This is a genomic window from Streptomyces sp. NBC_00322 (genome assembly GCF_036147535.1).
Classification (GTDB): domain Bacteria; phylum Actinomycetota; class Actinomycetes; order Streptomycetales; family Streptomycetaceae; genus Streptomyces.
The window spans coordinates 4,508,895-4,527,297 of sequence record NZ_CP108019.1 but is presented as its reverse complement, the minus strand read 5'-3'; the positions used below and the strand labels follow the sequence as shown (position 1 = coordinate 4,527,297).

The window sequence follows — 18,403 nt, the reverse complement described above, 5'->3', positions numbered from 1 at the left end:
AAACATCCCCCACTAATGGGCATCGACGATGTGCTGCGTACCGATCCGCTTGCGGAAGACCCAGTACGTCCAGCCCTGGTAGAGCAGCACCAGCGGAGTGGCGATGCCGGCGCACCAGGTCATGATCTTCAAGGTGTACGGACTCGACGAGGCATTGGTGACCGTCAGGCTCCACTCCTCATTGAGCGTGGACGGCATGACGTTCGGAAAGAGCGTCAGGAACAGCATCGCGACGGCGGCCGCGATCGTGACACCGGACAGCGCGAACGACCAGCCTTCGCGCCCCGCCTTGATGGCCACAATCGCGCCGACGAGCGCCACCACTGCGACCATCATCGCGACCAGACTCTTGCCGTCGCCGTGCGAGGCCTGCGTCCAGATCAGGAAGCCGAGCGCCAGGGCGGCGGTGAGCAGCCCCAGCTTCAGGGCCAGGGCGCGCGCCCGTGCCCGGATGTCGCCCACCGTCTTCAGCGCGGCGAACACCGCACCGTGGAAGGTGAACAGGGTCAGCGTGACGAGCCCGCCCAGAATCGCGTACGGGTTGAGCAGATCGACGAAGGTGCCGACGTACTCCTTCTGTCCGTCGATCTTCACGCCGCGCACGATGTTGCCGAAGGCGACGCCCCACAGCAGGGCAGGCAGCAGCGAGGTCCAGAAGATCGCATGCTCCCAGTTGGTCTGCCAGCGCTCCTCGTCCCGCTTGTGCCGGTACTCGAAGGCGACTCCGCGCACGATCAGGCAGACCAGGATGAGCAGCAGCGGCAGATAGAAGCCGGAGAAGAGGGTGGCATACCACTCGGGGAAGGCTGCGAAGGTCGCACCGCCGGCGGTCAGCAGCCACACCTCGTTGCCGTCCCAGACGGGCCCGATGGTGTTGATCAGGACCCGCCGCTCGGTCCGGTCCCTCGCGAGCAGCTTGGTGAGAACGCCGACCCCGAAGTCGAAGCCCTCCAGGAAGAAGTAGCCGATCCACAGGACGGCGATGAGTACGAACCAGACGTCGTGAAGTTCCATGCCTCAGCAGCTCCTCAGGGCCTCAGTACGAGAAGGCCATCGGCCGGTCGGCGTCACGGTCGTCGCCGCCGATCTTGGTGGGCGGGTTGAGGTCGGCCTCGGTGAGCTCGGGCGGTCCGGCCTTGACGTACTTGACGAGCAGCTTGACCTCGATGACGGCGAGCACCGCGTAGAGCAGGGTGAAGACGAGCATCGAGGTGAGCACCTCGCCCTGCGAGACACCGGGGGAGACAGCGTCACGGGTGCGCAGCACGCCGTACACGACCCAGGGCTGCCGCCCCATCTCGGTGAAGATCCAGCCCCAGGAGTTGGCGATCAGCGGGAAGGCCATCGTCCACAGGGCGATGATCCAGTACCACTTGGTGAGCCTGGGGTTCAGCGCCTTGCTCTTGAAGAGCACCAGATTCGGCACTTCGTCCTCACCCGTCCGCAGGCTCGCCGGCAGCATGAACTTCTTGCGGGTGAGCCAGAGTCCGATCAGGCCGATGGTGAGGGACGCCATGCCGAAGCCGATCATCCAGCGGAAGCCCCAGTAGGCGACGGGGATATTGGGACGGTAGTCGCCGGGCCCGAACTTCTCCTGCTCGGACTTGTTGACGTCGTTGATGCCGGGGACGAACGAGGTGAAGTCGTCGTTGGCCAGGAAGGACAGCAGTCCCGGGATCTCTATGGCGACCTTGTTGTGGCCCTTTTCGACGTCGCCGTAGGCGAAGACCGAGAAGGGCGCGGGCGCCTCGCCGTCCCACAGCGCCTCGGCTGCGGCCATCTTCATCGGCTGCTGCTTGAACATGACCTTGCCGAGCAGATCGCCGCTGACAGCGGTGAGTAGTCCGGCGACGACGATGGTGACCAGCCCGAGCCGCAGCGAACTGCGCATCACGGGGATGTGCTTCTTGCGCGCCAGATGGAAGGCGGCGATGCCGACCATGAACGCGCCACCGACGAGGAAGGCCGCCGAGATGGTGTGGAAGAACTGGGTGAGCGCGGTGTTCTGGGTGAGTACGTGCCAGAAGTCGGTGAGTTCGGCCCGCCCGCGTTCCTTGTTGATGCGGTAGCCGACGGGGTGCTGCATCCAGGAATTGGCGGCCAGGATGAAGTACGCGGAGAGGATGGTGCCGATCGACACCATCCAGATGCAGGCCAGGTGGATCTTCTTCGGCAGCTTGTCCCAGCCGAAGATCCACAGTCCGATGAAGGTGGACTCGAAGAAGAACGCGATCAGCGCCTCGAAGGCGAGCGGGGCGCCGAAGATGTCACCGACGAAGCGCGAGTAGTCGGACCAGTTCATGCCGAACTGGAACTCCTGGACGATGCCGGTGACGACCCCCATGGCGATGTTGATCAGGAAGAGCTTGCCCCAGAACTTCGTGGCCTTGAGGTACTTCTCGTTCTGTGTCCGCACCCATGCCGTCTGCAGGCCGGCGGTGAGCGCGGCGAGCGAGATCGTCAGAGGAACGAAGAGGAAGTGGTAGACGGTGGTGATGCCGAACTGCCATCGCGCCAGAGTCTCGGGCGCCAGAGCCAGGTCCACGTCGTCTTCTCCTTACATCGCCGTAGTGATCGGCAGCCTGCCCCTCCAATCCCACCGATCCCGGGATGATCAGGACGAGCTTGTGAACGCGTTCACATTCACAAGCAATTATGGCTCATGCGAAATCCATACCGCCGAGCGGGGGTGCCCCTTCCCAAGAACTTCAACATCTTGTTGAACCCGGCCCATGCAGATACGTATCTCATGGCCCGCCGGGCACCTGACCGCAACCCTTGAAGAGACCCCCACGAGCAAGGCGCTCGCAGGGGCTCTGCCACTCATGTCCACCGCCCGAACCTGGGGCGACGAGGTCTATTTCGACACGACCGTCTCCCCCGCCCTGGAGGCGGGCGCACGACAGGTGGTCGAGCCGGGCACGGTCTTAGGCCCCGTCCGGCCGATCTTGCCGGGCTCGAGGGTGTCCCCCTAGAGCTCCTTGCGGAACGCTTCGGTGGTGTGCAGGAAGAGGTCGTTGGCCTCGGTCTCCCCGATCGTGACCCGCACGCCCTCACCCGCGAAGGGCCGGACCACGACACCGGCCTTCTCGCACGCCGCGGCGAAGTCGAGCGTGCGCTCGCCCAGCCGCAGCCAGACGAAGTTCGCCTGGGTCTCCGGCACCGTCCAGCCCTGCTGGACGAGGCCGTCGTAGACCCGCGCGCGCTCGCAGACCAGGGAGCCGACCCGGCCGAGCAGCTCGTCCTCGGCACGCAGCGAGGCGACCGCCGCGTCCTGCGCGAGCTGCGAGACGCCGAACGGCACCGCGGTCTTGCGCAGCGCCGCGGCCACCGGCTCATGGGCGATCGCGAAGCCGACCCGCAGTCCCGCCAGGCCGTACGCCTTGGAGAAGGTGCGCAGCACCGCCACATTGGGGCGGTTGCGGTAGATCTCGATGCCGTCAGGGACCTCGGCATCGCGGATGAACTCGCGGTACGCCTCGTCCAGTACCACCAGGACGTCCGACGGCACCCGGTCGAGGAACCGTTCCAGCTCGGCCCTGCGCACCACCGTGCCGGTCGGGTTGTTGGGATTGCAGACGAAGATCAGCCGGGTCCTGTCGGTGATCGCGTCGGCCATCGCGTCCAGATCGTGAACCTCACCGGGGGTCAGCGGCACCTGCACCGACTTCGCTCCGCTGATCTGCGTGATGATCGGGTACGCCTCGAAGGACCGCCAGGCATAGATGACCTCGTCGCCCGGGCCCGAGGTGGACTGCAGCAAGGACTGCGCGACGCCGACCGAGCCGGTGCCGGTGGCCAGATGCGTCACCGGCACGGCGAAGCGGTCCGCCAGCTCGTTCATCAGGCCGGTGCAGGCCATGTCCGGGTAGCGGTTGAACCCGTGCGCCGCGGCGATCGCGCTCTCGATCACACCTGGCAGCGGCGGATAGGGGTTCTCGTTGGACGACAGCTTGTACGCGACCGGGCCGCCGGCAGCCGCGGGCTTGCCCGGCTTGTAGGTGGGGATGCCGTCCAGCTCAGCGCGCAGCTTGGGGCTCGTCTCGCTCACCGCAGGTCCTCCTCGTGCCTTCTCGTAGCTTCTCGCACCTTGGGCAGGTTCGAATACTGCTCACCTTATGAGGATTCCCGGCCACTGCGAATGGCGGTGTCCGGGAAAGGGGGAGCGCTCCCCTCCGCGGCGCGCGCCGGTAGCTCACTCCGTGGCGCGCATCACCCGTAGTGGTGAGTTGAGACCTCTTCGAAACATCGACCATTCGACAGGCCTGCATGGCCCGGCACCCGAGACGCTGTGGGCGCACCACCCAACTCCCTTGACTTCCAAGGTAGTTGGGCGTAAATGATCATGCAGAAACGTGCCTGTCAACGAGTGCATATGCGACCGGCTCAACCGCCCACGCGAGCCCTACTATCGGCTCGCCATGACAGCAGCAGGGAAGCACCAGGTGAGCCGGACGGAGACATCCCGCCGGAGCAGCCGGCAGAGTCGGGCGGGCATTCGAGACGTGGCCGCCGCAGCCGGTGTCTCGATCACGACTGTCTCAGACGCGCTCAACGGCAAGGGCCGGCTCCCGGACGCCACCCGCCGACATGTCCGCGAAGTCGCCGACCGGCTGGGCTACCGCCCTTCCGCAGCGGCCCGAACCCTCCGTACCGGAAAATCAGGCCTGATCGGCCTGACGGTGACGACGTACGGGGATGAACCTTTCACCTTCACCGAATTCGCGTACTTCGCCGAAATGGCGAGAGCCGCAACCTCGGCCGCGCTCGCCCGCGGCTACGCCCTTGTCATCCTGCCCGCGACCTCACGCCATGACGTCTGGTCGAACGTCGCTCTCGACGGCACCGTCGTCATCGACCCCTCCGACCATGATCCGGTCGTCACCGAACTCGTCCGCCAGGGCCTGCCCGTCGTCTCCGACGGCCGGCCGGCCGGAACTCTTCCGGTCACCGCCTGGGTCGACAACGACCACGAAGCCGCCGTACTCGATCTGCTCGACCATCTCGCCGACGCAGGCGCCCGCCGGATCGGCCTGCTCACCGGCACCACCACCGACACCTACACCCGCCTGTCCACCACCGCCTATCTGAACTGGTGCGAGCGCGTGGGCCAGGATCCGGTCTACGAGTCCTACCCCGCCCATGACCCGTGCGCCGGCGCAGTCGCCGCCGACCGGCTGCTCGCCCGCCCGGACAGACCCGACGCGGTCTACGGACTCTTCGACCCCAACGGCACCGATCTGCTGGCCGCCGCCCGGCGGTACGGCCTGCGCGTCCCCGAGGATCTGCTGCTCGTCTGCTGCAGCGAATCGACCGTGTACGCCACCACCGAACCGCCCATCACCACGCTCTCGCTCAAACCGCGCAGGATCGGCACAGCGGTCGTCCAACTCCTGATCGACGCCATCGAAGGCATCAACGAGGACCGGCCGGTTGAACAGGTGATACCGACCGAACTGATCGTGCGAACGTCCTCGCAGCGCCGCCCTCCGCGAACGACCGTGAGCGCCCCGCGATCACCTTCACCGGACTAGACCTAATAAATCGGGACGAAACAACCGGCGAACCAGGGGTGCTGATGGATTCACCACCCCTGGTGCGTCACACAGCGCGGAGCTCATTCCTATGATGGGCGCACGACACCGCGGACCACCCCGACCAGGCTGGGCCGAGAGGTGAACGGCGGCGCGACGGTGGTGGAGGGGTCGATGACTCAGGGGGCCGGTCAAGGACCCGTGGTGCGGACGGCGACATTGCGCGATTTCCGTGTGCCGCCCTACGCGCAGGTGCCCGTGCAGTCACAACAGTCGCCGGAGTCGAGCCACCCCGGCAACGCGGTCCCCGAGGGCGAAACCCCGGACGGCTACACCCCCACCGCGCGCGACCTCCCGGTGATCAGCGCCGGCGGTCCCGGCGACACCGTCCAGGTGCAGGTCGCGCCCGACGAGGCGCCCGCGCCCGAAGGCCTCGGCCCGCTCTATGTCGTGGGCGATGTCCACGGCTATCTCGACGAACTCGTAGCCGCCCTCACCGAACAGGGCCTCATCGACGCCGAGGGCCAATGGGCGGCGGGCCATGCCCGCCTCTGGTTCCTTGGCGACTTCACCGACCGCGGTCCCGACGGGATCGGCGTCATCGACCTCGTCATGCGGCTCTCCGCCGAGGCCGCGGCCGCCGGCGGCTACTGCAAGGCCCTGATGGGCAATCACGAACTGCTGCTCCTCGGCGCCAAGCGGTTCGGCGACACCCCGGTCAACTCCGGCGCCGGCACCGCCACCTTCCAGGCCGCCTGGCTGCTCAACGGCGGTCAGAAGTCCGATATGGACCGGCTCCAGGAGGTCCATCTGCAGTGGATGGCGCGGCTCGACGCGGTGATCGAGGAGGATGAGCATCTGCTGATGCACTCCGACACCACCGCGTATCTGGAATACGGCTCCAGCATCGAAGACGTCAACGACACGGTGCACGCGATCCTCACCCGCAATGACGCCGACGAGTGCTGGGACCTGTTCCGCAAACTCACCAAGCGGTTCGCCTTCCGTGACGACGAGGGACCGCAGGCCGTACGCGAACTGCTCTCCGCCTACGGCGGCAACCGCGTCGTGCACGGCCACAGCCCCATTCCGTATCTGCTCGGCGAGGTGGGAACCGAGGACGGCGAGGACGAAGCGCGTCCGGTTGTCGAAGGTCCGCATGTGTACGCGGACGGGCTCGCGATCGCCATGGACGGTGGCGTGACCATGGCCGGAAAGCTGCTTGTCGTCCAACTTCCTCTGTCCAATTGAGCAGAGCCCGGGAGGCGATTTACGGAAAGCCCCTGTCACCCCGTGCCGTAACCGCTCTACCATCGGCTTATCCGTAGCAGGCTCTCCTCCGTTTCTGCCCAACTGCCCGATCGATGCGGGCAACCCGGCCCTACGGAGCATCGGGGGATGCACATGAACAGCGCTCCGCACCTGCTGACCGAGGACCGCGCCGAGTATGAGCGCATCCTCGACGACGCGCTGCGCAACGCCCATGACCGTCCGGACCTTGCTGCCGTGGGGCAGCGTCTGAACGCCGAGCAGCTGCGCACGATGGCCCTGAACGCGACGGCACTGATCACCACCGCCGCCGCTGCCGAGTACGAGCACTACACAAAGATCCGCGAGGAGATGCGTTCCCCCGCGGCCGCCGCTTCCATGCGGATCTCCGTGCCCGCCTCCGCCGAGGACGGGGCATCCCAGAACGGCGCCGGGTTCGCCGCCGTCATAGCCGTGCTGGCCCCGGTGCTCGCGGGGACAGCCGCACTGATCTTCCTGCTGGTTGGCTACATCCTGAAGATGCTCAGCCCCACGCCCTCTTTCGCGGCGACCCTGGTCTCGGCGGGCTGGTTCTTCGCGGCCCTCACGGCGGCCGCCATTCTGGTCGCCGCGATAGGGCTGCTGCTGACCGCGCTGCGCAATGGCGCCACCCAAGTCCCGGCCGAGGAATCGACGGGCGAGCTACCCGACGAGGTGTCCCGGGCCAAAGAGGCCTGGCGGCACGCCCTGCTGGAGCGCGGTCTCCTGCCCTTCCTGCGAGCAGCGCTCGCCGACCCCAGCGCCGACCCGACCTCCGCGGCCCCGCCGCGCCATGTGAGCCGTATCCCGAAGGTCGGCTACAGCGGTCCGGACTACTCCAGCCCGAGCGAGGGCTCGACGTCGGGCCAGCGCCCCACTTTCACCAGCCCGGACTTCACCAGCCCGGACTTCGGCGGCCCCGAGCACCAGCCGGAGTGATCCCGGCCGGTGCTGGGGGGACACGACCCAGCCGCGGGCGTCACCGCATGGCCCTCGCTGACGTGAACCGGCGTACGCCTTCGGGTGACCAACCCGACGCCGCCGGACACGCCTCGACGGTATCGGGGGGACCTCGGATGCACCGGCCGTTTGCGCGTGAGCGTCAGTCGGCGAGCGGCAGGTACACGCGGTTCCCCGCCTCGGCGAACTCCTTCGACTTCCGGAGCATCCCCTCGGCGACCTCCTCAGCCGTCGCCCCTGCCGCCGCAGTACCGCCAAACTGCTCTGTGATGCTTTGGCTAATCTTCATGCTGCAGAACTTCGGACCGCACATCGAGCAGAAGTGCGCGGTCTTCGCCGGCTCGGCCGGGAGCGTCTCGTCGTGGAACTCCCGTGCCGTGTCCGGGTCGAGGGCCAGATTGAACTGGTCCTCCCACCGGAACTCGAACCGGGCGTCGGACAGCGCGTCGTCCCACTCCTGCGCGCCCGGGTGCCCCTTGGCGAGGTCGGCCGCATGGGCAGCGATCTTGTAGGTGATGACGCCCGTCTTGACGTCGTCACGGTTCGGCAGGCCCAAGTGCTCCTTGGGCGTGACGTAGCAGAGCATCGCCGTGCCCCACCAGGCGATCATCGCCGCCCCGATGCCGGAGGTGATGTGGTCATACGCGGGGGCCACGTCCGTGGTGAGCGGGCCGAGCGTATAGAAGGGGGCCTCCTCGCAGATCTCCTGCTGGAGGTCGATGTTCTCCTTGATCTTGTGCATCGGGACGTGACCAGGTCCTTCGATCATCGTCTGCACATTGAAACGCTTCGCGATCGAGTTGAGTTCCCCGAGCGTGCGCAACTCAGCGAACTGCGCCTCGTCGTTGGCGTCCGCGATCGAGCCGGGCCGCAGACCGTCGCCGAGGGAGTACGTCACGTCGTACGCGGCGAGGATCTCGCAGAGCTCCTCGAAGTTCTCGTACAGGAACGACTCCTTGTGGTGCGCGAGACACCAGGCCGCCATGATCGAGCCGCCGCGCGAGACGATGCCGGTCTTGCGGTTGGCGGTCAGCGGGACGTACGGCAGCCGCACACCCGCGTGGACCGTCATGTAGTCGACGCCCTGCTCGGCCTGCTCGATGACCGTGTCCTTGTAGATCTCCCAGGTCAGTTCCTCGGCCTTGCCGTCGACCTTCTCGAGCGCCTGGTAGAGCGGCACGGTGCCGATCGGCACGGGAGAATTGCGCAGCACCCACTCACGGGTGGTGTGGATGTTGCGGCCGGTGGAGAGGTCCATGACCGTGTCCGCGCCCCAGCGCGTCGCCCAGGTCATCTTCTCGACCTCCTCCTCGATGGAGGAAGTGACCGCGGAGTTGCCGATGTTGGCGTTGACCTTCACCAGGAACCGCTTGCCGATGATCATCGGCTCGATCTCCGGGTGGTTGACGTTGGCGGGAAGGACCGCGCGACCTGCGGCGATCTCCTCGCGTACGACCTCGGGGGAGACGTTCTCGCGGATCGCGACGTACTCCATCTCCGGCGTGATCTCGCCACGGCGGGCGTACGCGAGCTGCGTCACCGCCTGCCCGTCGCGTCCCCGCCGGGGCTGGCGCGGGCGGCCGGGGAAGACCGCGTCGAGGTTGCGCAGACCGCCCCTCGGCGAGGTGTGCTTGATCCCGTCGTCCTCGGGGCGGACCGGGCGGCCCGCGTACTCCTCCGTGTCGCCGCGGCCGATGATCCAGTTCTCCCGCAGCGGCGCAAGCCCGCGGCGGACGTCGGTCTCGACGTTCGGATCGGTGTACGGGCCGGACGTGTCGTACAGCGTCACGTCCTTGCCGTTGGTGAGGTGCACCTGGCGGACCGGCACCCGGAGGTCGGGACGCGAGCCCTCGACGTATCCCTTGTGCCAGCCGATGGACTTTCCGGCCTCGGGCTGATTCGAGGCAGGCGTGCGTGCATCCTGAACGGTCATCGTGACCTACTCCCTACGCCGGCATTACCCGGTAACAGGTTCGGCGGTCGGCGCAGCCGCTTCCGTACGGTTCGTACGGATTTCAGCGCCCTCTCAGCCCGGTGCTCCGAGCTCCCGCGTGTGCAAAGGTGCCACCACGCTAGCGTCATTTCTGGCCTGCTGAACAGTGGGCCCCGTCGTTCTTGCGATGATCGGTCGGTGACCTCATCGCCGACACCCCCGCCGCAGACGCCCGAGCCCCATGGCCACTCGCACAGCCATGGGCCCGCCGCACCCGTCTCGCAGCACCTCCGCAAGGTCATCGCCGCAGTGCTGATCCCTTTCGCCGCGGCCGTCGTCGTGGGCCTCGTCGTGCTCTGGCCGGGCGGCACTCCCGGCCATGAGCGCACCGGTGTCGGCTTCGACCGGCAGACCGAGCAGGGCAAGGTGGTTCGGGTCGAGAAGGTCGACTGCAAGGACGTGAATGCCGCGCAGGTCCCGCCGACCGGCGACACCTCCACACCGGAGGGACGTGAGGCGGTCAATGCCCAACAGGGCACATGCAAGAAGGCGACGGTCAAGGTCACCACCGGCAAGGACAAGGGCCGCACCTTCGTCGAGATCGTCCAGCCCGACGCGCCCCGGCAGTTGAGCGAGGGCCAGGGTGTGGTGGTGGCGTACGCCCCCGACGCGCCCCGTGATCTTCAGTACTCCGTGACCGACGTGGACCGCGGGTTCCCGTTGGCGCTGCTGGCCGGGATCTTCGCGCTCGTGGTGGTGCTGGTGGGGCGGATGCGCGGTGTGATGGCGCTGATCGCGCTCGCTGCTTCCTTCGCCGTACTGACCCTGTTCATCCTGCCCGCGATCCTGCAGGGCTCCAATCCGCTGATCGTCGCGGTGGTCGGAGCGAGCGCGATCATGCTGATCGCGCTCTATCTGTGCCACGGGCTGAGCGCGCGCACCTCGGTCGCGGTGATCGGAACCCTGATCTCACTGCTGGTGATCGGCCTGCTCGGCTCGCTGTTCATCGGCTGGGCGAGTCTGAGCGGCAACACCGACGACAGCACCGGCCTGATCCACGGCCTGTTTCCGAACATCGACTTGAGCGGTCTGCTGCTGGCGAGCGTCATCATCGGCTCGCTCGGTGTGCTCGACGATGTGACGGTGACCCAGACCTCGGCGGTGTGGGAACTGCATCAGGCGGACCCGGACATGGGTCGGCGGGCGCTCTACCGGGCCGGTATCCGCATCGGCCGGGACCACATCGCGTCCGTCGTCAACACGCTCGTACTGGCTTACGCCGGCGCCGCGTTGCCGCTGCTGCTGCTCTTCTCGATCGCCCAGAGCAGTGTGGGGACGGTGGCCAGCAGCGAGCTGGTGGCGGAGGAGATCGTACGGACCCTGATCGGTTCGATCGGCCTGGTCGCCTCGGTGCCTGTGACCACCGCGCTGGCGGCGCTGGTGGTCTCCGCCGACCGGCCGGGTCCTCTCCCGGCGACGGGCCGGGCTGCGATGCGTGGCGGCAGTGGCCGCCGCCGTAAGAGGTAGCGCACACAAGCAATAGATGCCGCGGCGCTGCTCAGCCGGCGTTCTCCTCCGCGAGGATGCGCCCGAGGGCCTCGTCGAGACTGCACTCGAAGTCGACGACCGTACGCTCCTGCCCCAGCGGCACCAGCTTGTCCGTGCGGTCGAGGAAGGCCACGAGCGGCGCCGCACTCACCCGGAACAGCGCCCGGTCGCAGCCGACCTGGAGCCGGATGGCCACATCGGAAAGCTTCCCGGGATGAGTCGGCGCGATGTGCACATCGCCGTCCCCGCTCGGGCCGTTGATGCCGTCCACCAGCAGTTCCCGACCGAAAGTCCAGGTCACAGGCGCATCTCCGGGTAGGTGAAAGGTCATCCGCACGGCGAACGGATCCTTCGTCTCGTACCGGATCTCCACCGGGATCCGGAATGAGAGCTCCTCGGAGACAAGGAAACTCATGAGGACCTCGGCCTGGACCGACTCGCGCATCGTGTACCCCGCAGTGGATGAAGCAGTGAACGGGAAGCTCGGCAAAAAGGCCAGGAAAGATCCCCATGGCCCTCTTGACGTAATCGTCCAGTACGCGCTCGAAGATCACAAGGAGTGAGTTTTCAGATACTGATAGAGAACACGAGGGAGCCGAGAACGGCCCGCGTCGACCGCAGGGGCACAAGGGGTGTCGGCGACGGCGACGACGGGAAGCGGAGGGCCCGCCTCACGCGCGAGCTGTTTCGCGGGGGCTCCGTCCCGATGGGAGCCCGCAGCCTCCAGAAGCCGCAGCGCCCGCCGCTCGGAGTGTTCCCCGGCCGGGCTATCGCCCGTCCGGATATGTCCTCTTGGTCACTACCAGTCGCTGCGCGAGCTGGAGGACGACATGAACTTCCGTACGACAAAGACGAGCCCGCCGACAAGCGCGACGAACAGCAGGACCTTGAAGAGCAGTCCGATCACAAAGCCGATCACGCTCGCGATCAGGCCGCCGAACAGCACAAGGGCGATGATGGGCACCGCGACCCACTTCACCCACCACGGCATCCCCGCGAATATCTCCCGCACAGCCATCGTCCCTACCTCGTTTCTCTGGATTCCTGGCTTCGATGCTATGCGCGAGGGGCGACGTCCGGGGGCCTGCGAGCCCTTGATCTCCCCTGAGCGAACCCCTAGGGACCGGGCAGGGTTCCGGTCAGCTCTCAGGGGGAGAAAAGACCACCATGACCCGCAGATCCTCGGTGATGTGGTGGAACTTATGGGCCGCTCCGGCGGGGACATAGACCACGCCGCCTCGTCCGACCTGGGTCGTTTCCATCCCGACCGTGATGGAGGCGCGGCCGCTGACGACGAAGTAGACCTCATCCTGGCGGTGGGGCAGCTGGGGGTCGAGATCACCGGCATCCAGGGCGTACAGCCCGACCGACATGTTCCGCTCGCGCAGAAACTGGAGATATGCGCCGTCGTTGGCGGCGCGCTCCGCCTCCAGCTCATCCAGTCGGAATGCCTTCATGGTCCGTCCGCCCCTGCCCTAGGTCCGATCACGTCTGCCACGATCAGACACATGATGAATTTCCTAGTCAAGACGATCGCCAATGCGGCAGCCCTGCTCGTGGCTATCTGGCTGCTGGAGGACATAACCCTCACCGGGGACAGCACCGGCAAGAAGGCCTGGACCCTGGTCCTGGTGGCGCTGCTCTTCGGTCTGGTCAACTTCCTCGTCAAGCCGATCGTGAAGCTGCTGACCCTGCCGCTGTTCATCCTCACCCTCGGGTTGATCACGCTCGTCATCAACGCCCTGATGCTGCTGCTGACCTCCTGGCTGGCCGACCAGTTCGACCTGAACTTCCATGTGGAGGGCTTCTGGACCGCCGTGCTCGGCGGCCTGATCATCTCTGTCGTTTCGTGGGCGATGAATGTCGCTCTGCCGGACAAGGACTGAACGCCTAGTGAGTTCTGCGTATCGCGTCTGCTTCGTCTGCACCGGCAACATCTGCCGCTCGCCCATGGCCGAGTCCGTCTTCCGCGCGCGCGTGGCCGAAGCCGGACTCGACGGGGTGGTCGAGGTGGACAGCGCGGGCACCGGAGGCTGGCACGAGGGCGACGGTGCGGACGGCCGCACCGTCGCCGTGCTGGAGGCGAACGGCTACGAGTCCGGGCACAGCGCCCGGCAGTTCCGCGCCTCCTGGTTCCCGCTCCTCGATCTGGTGATCGCGCTGGACGAGGGGCATCTGCGGGAGCTGCGGCGGCTCGCGCCGACGGCCGCGGACGCCGCGAAGGTGCGGCTGCTGCGGTCGTACGACCCGTCCGCGGCCGGAGACCTGGATGTTCCGGATCCGTATTACGGCGGTATAGACGGTTTCGAGGAGTGCATGGAGATGGTGGAGGCGGCGAGCGAGGGGCTGCTCGACGTCGTACGGATGGCAGTCGAGGAGCGTGCGGCATGAGCGGCGGCATGAGTGCGGGCGACGGCGGGAGTCAGGGGGACGGCACCAGGGCGGTACGGGCCGGACTGCCCGAGCCGGTGAAGTACGAACCGACCCTGCCGGGACCGGTCTTCGCGGCCCATTTCCACCTCCCGGGCGAGCCCACCGGTCCTTACACCTACGGCCGTGACGAGAACCCGACCTGGACCCATCTGGAGCGGGCGATCGGCGAGCTCGAGGCGCCGGGGGAGTCCGTCGGGACCGTGGCCTTCGCCTCGGGGATGGCGGCGATCTCGGCGGTGCTCTTCTCGCAGCTGAAGGCCGGGGAAGCGGTAGTGCTTCCGGACGACGGCTATCAGGCGCTGCCGCTGCTGCGGGAACGTCTCGAGGCCTACGGCGTCGAGGTCAGGACCGCGCCGACAGGCGGCGACGCACAACTGGGTGTGCTCGACGGGGCGCGGCTGCTGTGGATCGAGACGCCGTCCAATCCGGGGCTGGATGTGTGCGACGTACGGCGGCTGGTGGAGGCGGCGCACGCGGCCGGCACGCTGGTCGCGGTCGACAACACCCTCGCGACGCCGCTCGGTCAGCGGCCGCTGGAGCTCGGCGCGGACTTCTCGGTGGCCAGCGACACCAAGGGCATGACGGGCCACGGAGACATCCTGCTCGGCCATGTGACCTGCCGGGACCCGGAGTTGGTGGCGGGTGTACGGCGCTGGCGCAAGGTGGTCGGGGCGATTCCCGGCCCGATGGAGGCGTGGCTCGCACACCGCTCGCTGGCCACGCTTCAGCTGCGGATCGAGCGGCAGTGCGCGAATGCGCTGGCACTCGCGGAGGCGCTGAGCAGCCGGGGCGAGGTGAGCGGGCTGCGGTATCCGGGGCTGCCGTCGGACCCCTCGTACAAGATCGCCTCGCAGCAGATGCGGCGCTTCGGCTCCGTGGTCTCGTTCGTGCTGCCGGATCGGGGGCACGCGGAACGCTTCCTGGGCGGGCTGCGACTGGTGGACGACGCGACGAGCTTCGGCGGGGTGCGTTCCACCGCGGAGCGGCGCGGTCGCTGGGGTGGCGACGCGGTTCCGGAGGGCTTCATCCGCTTCTCGGCGGGCGCCGAGGACGCCGTGGACTTGGTGGCGGATGTGCTGCGGGCGCTGGACGAGGCGGGACGGTAGGACGGAGTCGCTGGTTCCGGGGGATTTTGGGCGGGGGGAGCGCACCGAGCCGCGCGCGGCGTGGACCGGGGGGCGTACGCCGGAGTACAACGGCGCGCTGAGCGGCGCTACGTACAACGGGCGGTCCGAGCCTCCCCCCTCATGGCTCGGACCGCCCTCGGTTCCATGCGCGAAGAACCGCGCGAACAAGGCTAGTTGACCCTGCGTCAGTGTCCAATCACAGTAGCGACAGCGACCTATCGACTTATTTATAGTTGTCCGGTCCGCGGGCATCGTCGGTCGAGAGGGGCTTGGCATGGATCTGGCCCTGCTGCGCACATTCGTCACGGTGCACCGGGCCGGCTCCTTCACCCGTGCCGCCGCACTGCTGGGGCTCTCCCAGCCCGCCGTGACCGGACAGATCCGCACGCTGGAGAAGCAGCTGGGGCGGCCCCTGTTCCTGCGCCAGGCCCGCGGTGTGACGCCCACGACCATCGGCGACGAACTCGCGCACCGGGCCGCTCCTCATCTGGACGCCCTGGTCGAGATCACCGAGACCGGTCTCGACGAGGAGTCGGGCGTACGGACCCTGCATCTGGCGGGTCCCCCGGAGTTCGTGTCGCTGCGGGCCCTGCCCGCCCTCACCCCGCTCATATCCCAGGGCCTCGCGCTGCGAGCCTCGTTCGGGAACGCCGAGGAGACGCTGGAGGGTCTGGCCGCCGGACACCATGATCTGGCCATCGCCACCGCCCGTCCGCGCGGCGGACTGCTCACGGCGACACCGCTCTGCGACGAGGAGCACGTCCTGGTCGCCTCGCCGCGCTGGGCGGCCCGGCTGGGGCCGGGAGTGCTGCGCGGCGGGCATGTGGTGCTCGAGCAGTTGCCCGTCGTGGAAGTCCACGAATCCCTGCCGTTCGTCTCGCGCTACTGGTCCGCCGTCTTCGACTCCCGGCCGGCCGCCGCGGGCGCCGTGATCGCCCCCGACCTGCGGGCCGTCCTGGAGACCGCGGCCTCGGGCGCGGGCCTCGCCGTGCTGCCGCGCTATCTGTGCGAGGAGGAGCTCCGCAGCGGGCGTGTGGTGGCACTGCTCGACCCTCCGGTACCCCCGCTGCGTACGTACTTTCTCGTCGTCCGGACCGGCACACTCGCACTCCCGCACATCGCGCGGGCGCACGAGTGGCTGCTGCGTGCTGCGGTCGACTGGTGACCGAAGGGCTGACAGGAGTTTCAGAACGGGCCTGGCGGGCCATTTTCTAGCCATGACCGAACGGCCAGTGGTCAAGCGCACCGCACGCGCCATCCTGCTCGACGGCGACGATCTCGTCCTCATCAAGCGCACCAAGCCCGGCGTGGATCCCTACTGGCTCACGCCCGGCGGCGGAGTCGAGCCCGAGGACGCCACCGTGGTGGACGCGCTCCACCGGGAGGTGGACGAAGAGCTCGGCGCCAAGATCACGGATGTGGTGCCCTGCTTCGTCGACACCGTCGAGCACATCGCCGACGGCGGTGTGACGGGGGTGAAGGTGCAGCACTTCTTCGTCTGCCGGCTGGAGTCCATGGACCCCTCGCGACGGCACGGCCCGGAGATCGACGAACCCAGCGGGGAGTACGAGATCGTACGGGTGCCGTTCAGCCGGGTCGGCATCGCCGCCGTCCATCTCGTACCGCTGTCACTGCGGCACTACCTGGACGGCAATATCGAGGGCGTACGCGCGATGCACGCCCCTGACCTGGGCTGACCCTGCCCGCCTCGGCTGTCGTGCGCTAGTCGCCCGTCGCGACGAGCTCTTCGAGGGAGTCGTGGCGGATCCGGGCGGACGGGATTCCGATGCCGCGCAACGCGTCCACACCGCTGCGGATCATGCCGGGCGGCCCCGAGAGATAGGCGTCGTACTCGTACCACGGGCCGAACTCCCGCACCGCGTCCGGGAACTGCGCACGGTCGTCCACTACCGCGCGCACCGACAGCCACGGGTGCGTCTGCTGGAGCCGGAGCATGGTGTCGATGTCGTACAGGTCGTAGTCGGTACGCGCCCCGTAGAAGACCTCCACCGGGCGCTGCTCACCGTGCTCGGCTACGTCCTCGACCAGTGCCTTGATGGGCGCGATACCGGTGCCGCCGCCCAGACAGAGCAGGCCGTTGTCGGTGGAGTGGTCGACGGTCATGGATCCCGCAGGGGGCCCGAGCCGCAGCATGTCGCCGGGGCGCGCGTGGCGGACCAGGGCGTTGGAGACCCAGCCCGCCGGGACCGCCTTGACGTGGAAGGAGAGCAGACCGTCGGCGCGGGGCGCACCGGCGAAGGAGTAGTGCCGCCAGATCCGCGGCCACCAGGGCGTTTCCAGGCTCGTGTACTGCCCGGCCAGGAATGCATACGGCTGGTCCGGGCGCACGGTGATGATCGCGATGTCGGGGGTCCGGAGATCGTGCGACACCACCTCGGCGTGCCACGAGGCGGGCGCCGTCCGCTCGTTCTCGGCGGCCGCGTCGATCATGATCTGCGAGATCGTGGTGTAGGTGCGCACCCAAGCAGCCTCGGTCTCCTCGTCCCAGGTCGACGTGGCGTACCGGGTCAGCGCTCCGAGCAGGGCCTCGCCGACGGCGGGATAGTGCGCGGGTTCGGTGCCGTACTTGCGGTGGCCGCGGCCCAGGTGCTGGAGGTAGTCGGTGAGCACCTCCGCGTTGTCCATGTGCTCGGCGGCGGTGAGCAGGGCCTTGAGGAGCCGGTCGCGCTGGGCATCCATGGCGGCGGGGAAGAGGCTGCGCAGCTCGGGGTGGCGGACGAACAGCAGGGCGTAGAAGTACGAGGTGACCTTGTCAGCGACGGGCCCGATCTCCGCCATGGTGCGGCGGATGAGGATCGCGTCGGGCGATGCGTCACCGGCGGGCGCGGCGGGCTCCGGGTGGGGAGTGTCACGGGGGGCTTCGCGCGGGGCCCCACGCGGCGCTTCGCGCGGCCGGGGGACTTCGCGCGGTTCTATGCCTTCGTAGGGCCGTTCCGCGGCTTCTCGTGGGCTGCCCGCTGTGCCGTGAGACTGCCCCGCCGGTTCGTGAGGCCGGTCCTCCCCCACCTCGCCCGCGATATGGAGCCGCCGCGGGCTCTCGGCGGGCCAGATCGCATCACGGGGCCAAGGGGCTTGGTGGGAGCTGGCCGCCTCACGCGGGCTCGGCACGCGAGGATCCGCGTGGCTTTCGCGGGCACGGGGATCCTGGCGCCCACCCGCGGTCTCGGCCGCACCGGCCGGCGGGGCCTCGGCGACGGGAGTCGTGGGCGGCGGCTCATCCCTCGCCCCCGGCCGCGCCGGACGAGAGGTGACGGAGCCGACCGGGCGTATGGAAGCGACAGGACGCCTCGGGGCCGCTGTCCGCTCCTGACCCGCGTCACCCGCGGAAGCCCCCTCACCAGGGTCGGTCCGGTCCTGGACCGGCCGCTTACGAGGGGTGAACCATCCGCCCCCGCTGCTCTCGTCCGAAGTGCCATTGTCGGCCGACGTGGTGGTCGGAGCGTCCATTGTCTGCCTCGCCTCGAACATCTTTCGGTCGGTCCGCACTTCCGCCGGCTCGGAACGTGCTTCATTCCCCGCTTCGCTCAGGACTACTGCCAGCCCACACTAACCACGACCGC

General features: G+C 68.0%; 17 protein-coding genes and 1 pseudogene. 10 read left to right on the top strand and 8 right to left on the bottom strand.

Going from position 1 to position 18,403, the window contains the following annotated elements:
- Positions 1–12: 12 nt before the first annotated feature.
- Positions 13–1,014 carry a cytochrome d ubiquinol oxidase subunit II gene (cydB, locus tag OG905_RS20550; RefSeq protein WP_328674388.1) on the bottom strand — a complete coding sequence of 334 codons (1,002 nt, stop codon included), beginning with the start codon at positions 1,012–1,014 and terminating at the stop codon, positions 13–15.
- 22 nt (positions 1,015–1,036) lie between these two features.
- Entirely contained in the window at positions 1,037–2,545 is a 1,509-nt protein-coding gene (locus OG905_RS20545; RefSeq protein ID WP_328674387.1) for a cytochrome ubiquinol oxidase subunit I, read from the bottom strand.
- 187 nt (positions 2,546–2,732) lie between these two features.
- Between OG905_RS20545 and OG905_RS20540 the strand changes: the two are divergent.
- Positions 2,733–2,927, top strand: a pseudogene (locus OG905_RS20540) (cyclophilin-like family protein); the annotation flags it as partial.
- Between the two features lie 44 nt (positions 2,928–2,971).
- Here OG905_RS20540 and hisC read toward each other — a convergent pair.
- Positions 2,972–4,051, bottom strand: a complete 1,080-nt coding sequence (gene hisC / locus OG905_RS20535) for a histidinol-phosphate transaminase (protein ID WP_328674386.1) — start codon at positions 4,049–4,051, stop codon at positions 2,972–2,974.
- A gap of 370 nt (positions 4,052–4,421) precedes the next feature.
- Here hisC and OG905_RS20530 point away from each other — a divergent pair, with 370 nt between their 5' ends.
- The 3 genes from OG905_RS20530 (at position 4,422) to OG905_RS20520 (ending at position 7,760) form a co-directional block, all read left to right on the top strand.
- Positions 4,422–5,534: a LacI family DNA-binding transcriptional regulator gene (locus tag OG905_RS20530; RefSeq protein ID WP_328674385.1), complete on the top strand. Its 1,113-nt coding sequence runs from the start codon at positions 4,422–4,424 to the stop codon at positions 5,532–5,534.
- A gap of 159 nt (positions 5,535–5,693) precedes the next feature.
- A complete protein-coding gene (locus OG905_RS20525) occupies positions 5,694–6,785 on the top strand; it encodes a metallophosphoesterase (protein ID WP_443044080.1) in 1,092 nt (363 codons plus the stop codon).
- A gap of 147 nt (positions 6,786–6,932) precedes the next feature.
- The gene (locus tag OG905_RS20520) at positions 6,933–7,760 is read left to right on the top strand and encodes a hypothetical protein (protein ID WP_328674383.1); all 828 of its coding nucleotides are present in this window, start codon (positions 6,933–6,935) and stop codon (positions 7,758–7,760) included.
- A 163-nt stretch (positions 7,761–7,923) separates the two neighbouring features.
- Here the strand turns inward: OG905_RS20520 and thiC are convergent, their stop codons facing one another.
- The gene (gene thiC, locus OG905_RS20515; protein ID WP_328674382.1) at positions 7,924–9,714 is read right to left on the bottom strand and encodes a phosphomethylpyrimidine synthase ThiC; all 1,791 of its coding nucleotides are present in this window, start codon (positions 9,712–9,714) and stop codon (positions 7,924–7,926) included.
- Positions 9,715–9,912: 198 nt separating this feature from the next.
- Here thiC and OG905_RS20510 point away from each other — a divergent pair, with 198 nt between their 5' ends.
- Complete coding sequence (locus tag OG905_RS20510) at positions 9,913–11,241, top strand: YibE/F family protein (RefSeq protein WP_328674381.1); 1,329 nt, start codon at positions 9,913–9,915, stop codon at positions 11,239–11,241.
- 31 nt (positions 11,242–11,272) lie between these two features.
- On the opposite strand, the gene OG905_RS20505 is transcribed toward OG905_RS20510, so the two are convergent.
- From OG905_RS20505 to OG905_RS20495, 3 genes are all read right to left on the bottom strand, one after another.
- Positions 11,273–11,707: an SsgA family sporulation/cell division regulator gene (locus OG905_RS20505; RefSeq protein WP_328674380.1), complete on the bottom strand. Its 435-nt coding sequence runs from the start codon at positions 11,705–11,707 to the stop codon at positions 11,273–11,275.
- Between the two features lie 354 nt (positions 11,708–12,061).
- Entirely contained in the window at positions 12,062–12,274 is a 213-nt protein-coding gene (locus tag OG905_RS20500) for a DUF5326 family protein (protein ID WP_328682493.1), read from the bottom strand.
- A 127-nt stretch (positions 12,275–12,401) separates the two neighbouring features.
- Positions 12,402–12,719 carry a cupin domain-containing protein gene (locus tag OG905_RS20495; protein WP_328674379.1) on the bottom strand — a complete coding sequence of 106 codons (318 nt, stop codon included), beginning with the start codon at positions 12,717–12,719 and terminating at the stop codon, positions 12,402–12,404.
- 51 nt (positions 12,720–12,770) lie between these two features.
- Between OG905_RS20495 and OG905_RS20490 the strand changes: the two genes are divergently transcribed.
- The 5 genes from OG905_RS20490 (at position 12,771) to OG905_RS20470 (ending at position 16,519) form a co-directional block, all read left to right on the top strand.
- Positions 12,771–13,148 (top strand): phage holin family protein, encoded by a 378-nt coding sequence (locus tag OG905_RS20490; RefSeq protein WP_328674378.1) that lies wholly within the window; start codon positions 12,771–12,773, stop codon positions 13,146–13,148.
- A 7-nt stretch (positions 13,149–13,155) separates the two neighbouring features.
- A complete protein-coding gene (locus tag OG905_RS20485; protein ID WP_328674377.1) occupies positions 13,156–13,653 on the top strand; it encodes a low molecular weight protein-tyrosine-phosphatase in 498 nt (165 codons plus the stop codon).
- Positions 13,650–14,801, top strand: a complete 1,152-nt coding sequence (locus OG905_RS20480; protein ID WP_328674376.1) for a cystathionine gamma-lyase — start codon at positions 13,650–13,652, stop codon at positions 14,799–14,801. Before OG905_RS20485 ends, OG905_RS20480 begins: the two co-directional genes overlap by 4 nt.
- A 295-nt stretch (positions 14,802–15,096) precedes the next feature.
- Positions 15,097–15,987: a LysR family transcriptional regulator gene (locus OG905_RS20475; protein WP_328674375.1), complete on the top strand. Its 891-nt coding sequence runs from the start codon at positions 15,097–15,099 to the stop codon at positions 15,985–15,987.
- Between the two features lie 52 nt (positions 15,988–16,039).
- Entirely contained in the window at positions 16,040–16,519 is a 480-nt protein-coding gene (locus OG905_RS20470; RefSeq protein WP_266480665.1) for an NUDIX domain-containing protein, read from the top strand.
- Positions 16,520–16,544: 25 nt separating this feature from the next.
- Here OG905_RS20470 and OG905_RS20465 read toward each other — a convergent pair whose 3' ends face one another.
- Entirely contained in the window at positions 16,545–18,311 is a 1,767-nt protein-coding gene (locus OG905_RS20465; RefSeq protein ID WP_443044079.1) for a globin domain-containing protein, read from the bottom strand.
- Positions 18,312–18,403: the final 92 nt, after the last annotated feature.